The sequence below is a fragment of the Streptomyces sp. NRRL B-24572 genome (assembly GCF_002156145.1).
In the GTDB taxonomy this organism is placed as follows: Bacteria; Actinomycetota; Actinomycetes; order Streptomycetales; family Streptomycetaceae; genus Streptomyces; species Streptomyces vietnamensis.
In genome coordinates, this window is record NZ_MWIG01001191.1 from 1 (window position 1) to 653 (window position 653).

At 73.5% G+C, this 653-nt stretch carries 1 pseudogene; it reads left to right on the forward strand.

The annotated features are described in order from the left end of the window. Nucleotides 1-364: 364 nt before the first annotated feature. A pseudogene (locus CCN56_RS41225) lies at nucleotides 365-653 on the forward strand (hypothetical protein); the annotation flags it as partial.

Below are 653 nucleotides of genomic sequence, written 5' to 3' on the forward strand. Positions count from 1 at the left end.
GCGAGGCGGGTGCGGCCGACCGCAGGAGTTGAATCCGCCCCCTGCGAAGCAACGGCTTCGCCGGTCCCCGTCGCGTGTTGTATCGCACAGTGACGCGTGAAACCTGTGAAAGCGGGCTCCGAGCTTCTTGACACCTTGGTTTCGCCGCTCCCAGACTCTCCCCACGGCAGACCGTGTTAACGAAAACATCGAGGAGTGGGCACCTCGGGTGCCCCTCGCGTCAAGGCGATGGACGCGGCTCCGCCCACCCCCGATCGGCGCGTGCTCCCGTCCCGAGCCCGCGCCACGGTCCGGGGGGCCGCGTCCCCGGGCGCGGCCCCCCGGACACGTCCCCACGACACCCGCACCCACCAGGGAGTAGTACGTGTTGTCCTCACGTGATCGAGCGGCGGCGCCCCGCCGCCGGCGGAGCAGGCTGCCCGCCCTCGCGGCCGTTCCCGTCCTCGCCCTGCCGGCCCTCGTCATGGCGCCGGTCGACCAGGCAGGCGCAACCGAGACGGCCCCCGCGGCCCTCACCGTCCGCCCCGACCCCAGCTACCAGCAGCCCGCCTTCGAGGGCTGGGGCACGGCACTCGCCTGGTTCGCCAACGTGACCGGCGGCTGGCCGGACGCCCAGCGCAACGCCCTCGCGGACGCCCTCTACGGCGCCGACG